This window comes from Mesorhizobium sp. M7D.F.Ca.US.004.01.2.1 (genome assembly GCF_003997785.1).
GTDB lineage: Bacteria > Pseudomonadota > Alphaproteobacteria > Rhizobiales > Rhizobiaceae > Mesorhizobium > Mesorhizobium loti.
The window spans coordinates 1-5,433 of sequence record NZ_RZRQ01000364.1 but is presented as its reverse complement, the minus strand read 5'-3'; the positions used below and the strand labels follow the sequence as shown (position 1 = coordinate 5,433).

The following is a 5,433-nucleotide window of genomic DNA, read 5'->3' as shown; positions in this document are numbered from 1 at the left end:
CGACAAGACCGAGCGGCTTTGCAAGGCGCTGGCCGAAAAGATCCGCGCCGCAGTGCCTGGCAAGATCGACTATGTCGTCGGCCCGGCGATCGGCGGGCTGATCCCGGCTTACGAGACGTCGCGCCATCTCGGCGTGCCGGCGATCTGGGTCGAGCGGGAAGGGGGCAAGTTCCGCCTGCGCCGCTTCGAGATCGCAAGGGGGGCGCGTGTCGTCATCGTCGAGGACATCGTCACCACCGGTCTGTCGATCCGCGAGACCATCGAATGCCTGCGCGAGCTTGGCGCCGAAGTGGTTGCCGCGGCCTGCATCATCGACCGTTCGGCAGGCAAGACGGATGTCGGCGTGCCGCTGATCGCGCTCGCCGAATATGAGGTTCCGGCCTATCCAGCCGATCGGCTGCCGCCGGAGCTTGCCGCCATCCCGGCGGTCAAGCCCGGCAGCCGCAACATATGACTATGCATGTCGCCCAAAAGTGTGCTGCGGTTTTGGGGCAACGACATGCATGAAAACAAATTGCATGTCGTCCAAAAGTGCGCAGCGGTTTTGGGGCAACGATATGCATGAGAACAAATCGTTTATGATCGCCGGCATCGATCATTTCGTGCTGACGGTCGCTTCGCTGGAAGTGACCTGCGCCTTTTATCAGCGAGTGCTGGGGCTTGAACGCATCGATACGCCAGGCCGGCCGACGGCGCTGGCTTTCGGCAATCAGAAGATCAACGTGCATGAGATCGGCCGGACCTTCGAACCGAAGGCGAAGGCGCCAACGCTGGGATCGGGTGATTTCTGCCTGATCACAGACCGGCCGCTGAACGAGGTCTGTGCCCGTCTCGCGGCCAACGATGTGGCGGTGGAAGTCGGGCCGGTCGAGCGGACCGGTGCCCGCGGTCCGATGATGTCGATCTATTTCCGTGACCCCGACGGCAACCTCGTCGAGGTCAGCGAATACGAACCCGACAAGACCTGAAAGGTCTGATCTCGTATGGCGACAAGCTTCAATCCGCCCGGAATCTGGCAGCCTTTCGGTGCATTTTCGATGCTGAAAATCCAGGGGTCAGGTCAGATCGTTCATCTCAAGGGACAGGTTTCTCTCGACGGAGAGGGGCAGATCGTTGGCAAGAACGACATGCGGGCTCAGGTCCGCAAGACACTGGAGAACATTCAAGCGGTTCTCGTATCCGTGGGCGGCGCCATGGCCGACATCATCTCTTTGACCCAGTATACCACGGACATCGAGCAGTTCATGGCCGCGGGGGACATTCGCAAGCAGTTTTTCGCCGAACCGTTTCCTGTCACCACCACCGTGCAGGTGGTGCGCCTCTATCACCCTGACTTGCTGATCGAGATCACGGCGACTGCGGAAATTCCTCTCGACCGGTTCAGGCAGCCGTAGAACATTCACAATCTGCGGGATTAGGTGACCTTCCTCAAATTCGCCGTGATTGTACTATGGTCGGGCAGCCCAACGCCCGATCGCGGAATGCCGCAAGCGACCGCAGCGCCGCCGGCACGTTGGTTGTTCTTCTGCCGGCTCGTCGCTATATCAAAGTCGTTGTTGCCTTTCGGCGACCGTAAAGCGCAAGATATGGCTGTCGTACCCCGGTCTGGAATGGCTGGGGTGGTGGCGTTGGGTGAACCAGGAACGGGAACAGAGTGCTTTTTCGACGTCGCAAACCTGACGGTCTTTTCGAGCGGGTGCGTACCTATCTTTGGCCGCGCCGCTCGTTTTCGCGTTCGCTGCAGTATTTCTCAAAGCGCATCCTGCGGCTGAAGGCCACACCGCACGCGGTAGCGGCCGGTGTAGCGGCCGGCGTCTTCGCCTCCTTCTTTCCCGTCGGTTTCCATTTCGTCATTGCCTTCGTTCTGTGCTGGGTGATCGCCGGCAATTTGGTGGCGGCTGCCCTCGGCGCGGTGTTCTTCGGCAACCCGCTGACCTTCCCGTTGCTGTGGGGTGCCTCCTGGGAAACAGGCAAGCTCATCTTGCATGATCGGCTGCCGGCGCACGGCCCGCCGGCGCATCTGGGCGAGATGCTGCATAACCTCTCTTTTGCGCAATTGTGGAAGCCCATCCTTGAGCCGATGCTGATCGGCGCGGTGCCGCTCGGGCTGGTCTTCGGGCTGCTGTTCTACGCCATCACACGCTGGGGTATGAATGCCTTCCGCGAGCAGCGGCGCAAGCGCCTGGCCGAGCGTGCGCTCCGTCATGCGCAATCGTCCCATCCCAGCCCAAGCATCGGTTCCACCGCACGATGATCATCGGCATCGGCAGCGACCTGATCGATATCAGACGCATCGAAAAGTCGCTGGAGCGTCACGGCCAGCGTTTTATCCAGAGAATCTACACCGACCTCGAGCAGGCCCGCTCCGAAGGGCGCCGGGCGCGTGCGGCCTCCTATGCCAAGCGTTTCGCCGCCAAGGAGGCCTGCGCCAAGGCGCTGGGCACCGGTCTGGCGCAGGGCGTTTTCTGGCGTGACATGGGTGTCGTCAACCTCCCCAGTGGCGCGCCGACCATGGCGCTGACTGGAGGGGCGCAGACCCGGCTGGGCAAAATCCTGCCAAAGGGCCACCGGGCGGCAATCCACCTCACCATCACGGATGATTTCCCGCTCGCTCAAGCCTTTGTGATCATCGAGGCGTTGCCCGTCGAAGAAGCGCCACATTGATTGCATCTGACGACCGGCATGACGTTGCCCAGCGCGCGCCGAGACTCTATACCATCCAACGCACAATCGAGGACGACATGAGCGTGGCTGAAAAATCCGAGAAGAAATCCGGCGGGCTTGGCGAGACCGTCAGCGTCATCGTCCAGGCGCTTTTGCTCGCCCTGGTCATCCGTACGCTGCTGTTTCAGCCTTTTTCGATCCCGTCGGGATCAATGCGGCCGACGCTTCTGGAAGGCGACTATCTGTTCGTCACCAAATGGTCCTACGGCTATTCGCGCTACTCGCTGCCTTTCGGCCCCGACATTTTTTCGGGCCGCATCTGGGGTTCCGAGCCCAAGCGCGGCGACGTGGCGGTGTTCAAGTTCCCGCCTGATCCGCCTGTCGACTACATCAAGCGCGTTGTCGGCCTGCCGGGTGACAAGATCCAGGTCAAGGACGGTCAGCTGTTCATCAATGGCGTCGGCGTGCCGCGCGTGAAGACCGGCCAGATCGACAATCCCGACATCACCGAGGAATCGCGCCCGATTGACGTCTATCGCGAAACCCTGCCCAACGGCGTCAGCTACGACACGCTCGACTTGAATTCGAACTCGATCGGCGACAACACGCGCGAATTCGACGTGCCGCCTGGCCACTATTTCATGATGGGCGACAACAGGGACAATTCCGCCGACAGCCGTTTCACCGTCGGCTACGTTCCCGAGGAAAATCTGGTTGGCCGCGCCAATCTTGTTTTCTTCTCGATCGCCGGCAAGGCGAGCCCGCTCGAAATCTGGAAATGGCCGTCGCTGATGCGCGCTTCGCGCCTGTTCCACTTCGTCAATTGATGGCTTTGAAGCGCCCGACAGGCGAAACACTGGCCGGTTTGGTGAAGGCCAAGACCGGCCATGTCTTCACAGATCTGCGCTTGCTTGAGACCGCCTTGACGCATTCCAGTGCGGTCAAGGCGGCCAGCAACAATCAGCGCCTCGAATTCCTTGGCGACCGCGTGCTTGGGCTTGTCGTCGCCGACATGCTTTTCGAGAAATTTCCCGACGCGCCGGAGGGTGAGATCGCGCCACGCTTCAACGCGCTGGTGGATGCGCGGACATGCTCCGAGATCGGTATCGAAATGCAGCTCGAGGATCTGGTTCGGGCTGACGCTGCCTTGAAGATGCGGTCGCGTGGCTCGGGCGGAAACTATCTGGCGGATGCGGTCGAAGCTCTGATCGCGGCGGTTTATGTTGACGGTGGCATCGACGCCGCGCGGCGGTTTGTCCTGCGTTACTGGGAGCCGCGCTCGCGCACGGTCGTGGCAAAGCCGCTCAATCCGAAATCCGATTTGCAGGAATGGATTGCCAAGACCAGCGATGCGCGCCCCGAATATGTGATCGAAAAGCGCGAAGGCCCGGACCACCAGCCTGTCTTCACGGTGTCCTTGCAGGTCCGCGGCTTTGCGCCGATAAGCGGCACTGGCGGCTCCCGCAGGGCCGCGGAAGAAGCGGCGGCTTCGGCATTTCTTTTGCGCGAAGGCGTCTGGGTCGATACATCGACCCAAAAATCGGAGGGCGCGCGGCGCCCTAATGAAGGGAGCGCGGCATGACCGCCACCGAAGAGCCGGCAACGGAAGCTGCCCCCACGCATTCCGGCTTCGTCGCGCTGATCGGCGCGCCCAATGCGGGCAAGTCGACGCTGGTCAACCAGCTGGTCGGCGCCAAGGTGTCGATCGTCACGCACAAGGTGCAGACGACCCGCGCCATAGTGCGCGGCATCGCAACGCATGACAATGCGCAGATCGTTTTCGTCGACACGCCCGGCATCTTCAAGCCCAAGCGGCGGCTCGACACGGCGATGGTGACCACCGCCTGGGGCGGTGCCAAGGATGCCGATATCGTGCTGCTTTTGATCGACGCCGAGCGCGGCATCAGGGGCGACGCCGACGCCATTCTCGAGCGACTGAAGGATGTGCGCCAGCCGATGGTGCTGATCCTCAACAAGGTCGACCGGGTCAAGCACGAGGCGCTGCTGGCTTTGTCGGCGGCAGCGAACGAAAGGGTGCCGTTCAAGCGTACCTTCATGGTTTCGGCGCTGACCGGTTCCGGCTGCAAGGACGTTCTCGATTATCTGGCCGAGGCTCTGCCGGCCGGCCCCTGGTACTACCCGGAAGACCAGATCTCGGACCTGCCGATGCGCCAGCTCGCCGCCGAGATCACCCGCGAGAAGCTTTATCTCAGGCTTCATCAGGAACTGCCCTATTCTTCCCATATCGAGACCGAGAAATGGGAAGAGAAGCCGGATGGCTCGGTGCGCATCGACCAGACCATCTATGTCGAGCGCGACAGCCAGAAGAAGATCGTGCTCGGCCACAAGGGCGAGACCATCCGCGCCATCGGCCAGGCGGCGCGCATGGAGATAGCAGGCATCCTCGAACAGAAGGTGCACCTGTTCCTGTTCGTGAAGGTGCGCGAGAACTGGGGCGACGACCCCGAGCGCTACCGCGAAATGGGGCTTGAGTTCCCGCGCTAGGGCCTATGGACAGCAAGCCGAGCATCGACACGGCGCTTGTCAGCCGGCTGATCGCCACGCAGTTTCCCCGCTGGAAGAATCTTGCGGTCAGGCCGGTTGAATTTGGCGGCTGGGACAACAGGACTTTTCATCTCCGCGACGAGATGACCGTGCGGTTGCCGAGCGCGGCAGCCTATTCCCTGCAAGTGGAAAAGGAGCATCGCTGGCTGCCAAGGCTGGCGCCGCTGCTGCCGCTGCCGATCCCCGTGCCACTGGCGATGGGAG

General features: G+C 61.8%; 9 protein-coding genes. All 9 read left to right on the top strand.

Annotated elements, in window-relative coordinates:
• Positions 1-454: orotate phosphoribosyltransferase (pyrE, locus tag EN993_RS30440; RefSeq protein ID WP_127265625.1), on the top strand; the 454-nt coding region annotated here is incomplete at its 5' end.
• Positions 455-557: 103 nt separating this feature from the next.
• Positions 558-968 carry a VOC family protein gene (locus tag EN993_RS30435; RefSeq protein ID WP_127265624.1) on the top strand — a complete coding sequence of 137 codons (411 nt, stop codon included), beginning with the start codon at positions 558-560 and terminating at the stop codon, positions 966-968.
• Positions 969-983: 15 nt separating this feature from the next.
• Positions 984-1,394, top strand: a complete 411-nt coding sequence (locus EN993_RS30430) for a RidA family protein (RefSeq protein WP_126068540.1) — start codon at positions 984-986, stop codon at positions 1,392-1,394.
• A 260-nt stretch (positions 1,395-1,654) separates the two neighbouring features.
• Positions 1,655-2,254: a DUF2062 domain-containing protein gene (locus EN993_RS30425; RefSeq protein WP_126068541.1), complete on the top strand. Its 600-nt coding sequence runs from the start codon at positions 1,655-1,657 to the stop codon at positions 2,252-2,254.
• Entirely contained in the window at positions 2,251-2,664 is a 414-nt protein-coding gene (acpS, locus tag EN993_RS30420; protein ID WP_109662685.1) for a holo-ACP synthase, read from the top strand. Before EN993_RS30425 ends, acpS begins: the two co-directional genes overlap by 4 nt.
• 77 nt (positions 2,665-2,741) lie before the next feature.
• The gene (gene lepB / locus EN993_RS30415) at positions 2,742-3,491 is read left to right on the top strand and encodes a signal peptidase I (RefSeq protein WP_127265623.1); all 750 of its coding nucleotides are present in this window, start codon (positions 2,742-2,744) and stop codon (positions 3,489-3,491) included.
• Positions 3,491-4,246 carry a ribonuclease III gene (rnc, locus tag EN993_RS30410; RefSeq protein WP_127265622.1) on the top strand — a complete coding sequence of 252 codons (756 nt, stop codon included), beginning with the start codon at positions 3,491-3,493 and terminating at the stop codon, positions 4,244-4,246. Before lepB ends, rnc begins: the two co-directional genes overlap by 1 nt.
• A complete protein-coding gene (era, locus tag EN993_RS30405) occupies positions 4,243-5,169 on the top strand; it encodes a GTPase Era (RefSeq protein ID WP_126068544.1) in 927 nt (308 codons plus the stop codon). Before rnc ends, era begins: the two co-directional genes overlap by 4 nt.
• A 5-nt stretch (positions 5,170-5,174) precedes the next feature.
• Positions 5,175-5,433 (top strand): phosphotransferase (locus EN993_RS30400; RefSeq protein WP_164757908.1); only part of this gene is annotated, 259 nt, incomplete at its 3' end.